Genomic DNA, 1,405 nt, shown 5'->3' on the forward strand with positions numbered 1-1,405 from the left:
GAAAAAGGCAAAATATGGTCAGTATCTACATGACGATTCGGGAGAAGCCATTAACCGAGCTCCTCCATCCATAAGATTTACAGATTTCAGGCAGCCTGTATCTGTCTGTTCTTCACCTTTTCTGCCATCAAGACTGCATTCGAAGTATGTATGCCGAAGAAAATCCAAAGGATTTCGGTCTTCCTGTTCCTTGCCCTGACCTTTGCCAGTGAGTAGTGTTGCTTGTGTGTGCCGAAGCTCCCTTCCAGACGCGTAGCCCGTTCCCTGCTGAGTTCCGAACGTAGTATCCGTCGCAGCTCCTCATCCTTGGCTGCCCGTCCCTTACGGACGAAGGAGGTGGCAATCCCCTTTTCCGTACAGAACTTCCGGTTCGCGTTGCTGGCATAAATGGAGTCGGCGGCAACGGCTGTCACCTTCCTGCGCATGAGCCTCTGTTGGAGGTTGATGCATTCCTTCAGACGTATACCTTCATTGAAGGCATCAAAGGAAAGGTGTTCGATGAAGGAGATTCCGTCTACCTGTATATTGTTCACCTTGGCTCCGAACTCGACCGGCTTGGTTTCCTTCCCACGCACGATGGGGCGTACATAGTGGCGGTCTATACTGACAATACGGTCACGGACATCCTTCCTGCCGGCAAACAGCTGCTTCTGCTGCTTGAATGCCTTCCTTATGACTGACAGACGCCGGTGGTAGTCTGACGTATGTTCAAGCTGTCCTTTATGGTCGGCATGGAGACGGCCGGTCTGATACAGCAGCTTCTCCAGCAGGTTGAGCAGCCGCCTTTTCAACATCCGGCTGCGTGAGGCCTTACGTCTGCGCTTCCTGCTGTACGCAAGATATGCACGGCTCACGTCACCCCATTTGTTCCTCGGACGGCGGACACCAAGTATCCGACAATCCTCGCAGAGATGACGGTGAAGCCATTCCACACTTTCCCAAAGCAGTTTCAGGTCAGTGGGATGACGCATGTAGCTTTCATAGCAGGTGGCATCGGTCATACAGACGTGAAGGTTTTCCAGATAGGGACGCCAGTGTTCAGCAAGTATGCACTGGAAGGCATCCATATCCAGCTTTTCGGCCAGTTCCTGACGGATTGCACTTACTATCTTGTAGTTGGTGACCGGATGGGACGGATCGATTAATATACCACAGAAGAGCTGGAAGTGGATGTTCCCGTTCAGATGTTCTATCAGATGACGATCGGACAGGCCGGTATAGGACTTCAGAACCATCAGGGCTATCTTGCCGGTGGCAGAAAAATAACCTTTCCGTCCTAAAGGGGAATCCTTCAGTCCCATCTTCCGGGCGATAGAGGAGAAAGGAAACAGCGAATGGATGCGTCCCAATTCACTGCTTTCAAAACTTTTCTGATAATTTTTCAGAATATCGAACTCTGTAAAGC

The 1,405-nt window shown here is 51.0% G+C and carries 1 protein-coding gene; it reads right to left on the reverse strand.

The window, feature by feature from the left end; all coding sequences use genetic code 11:
• Positions 1 to 86: 86 nt before the first annotated feature.
• Positions 87 to 1,405 (reverse strand): transposase (locus QUW60_RS14975; protein WP_289561494.1); only part of this gene is annotated, 1,319 nt, incomplete at its 5' end.

Origin of the sequence: Bacteroides gallinaceum, assembly GCF_030373775.1 — a bacterium.
Classification (GTDB): Bacteria; Bacteroidota; Bacteroidia; order Bacteroidales; family Bacteroidaceae; genus Phocaeicola; species Phocaeicola excrementipullorum.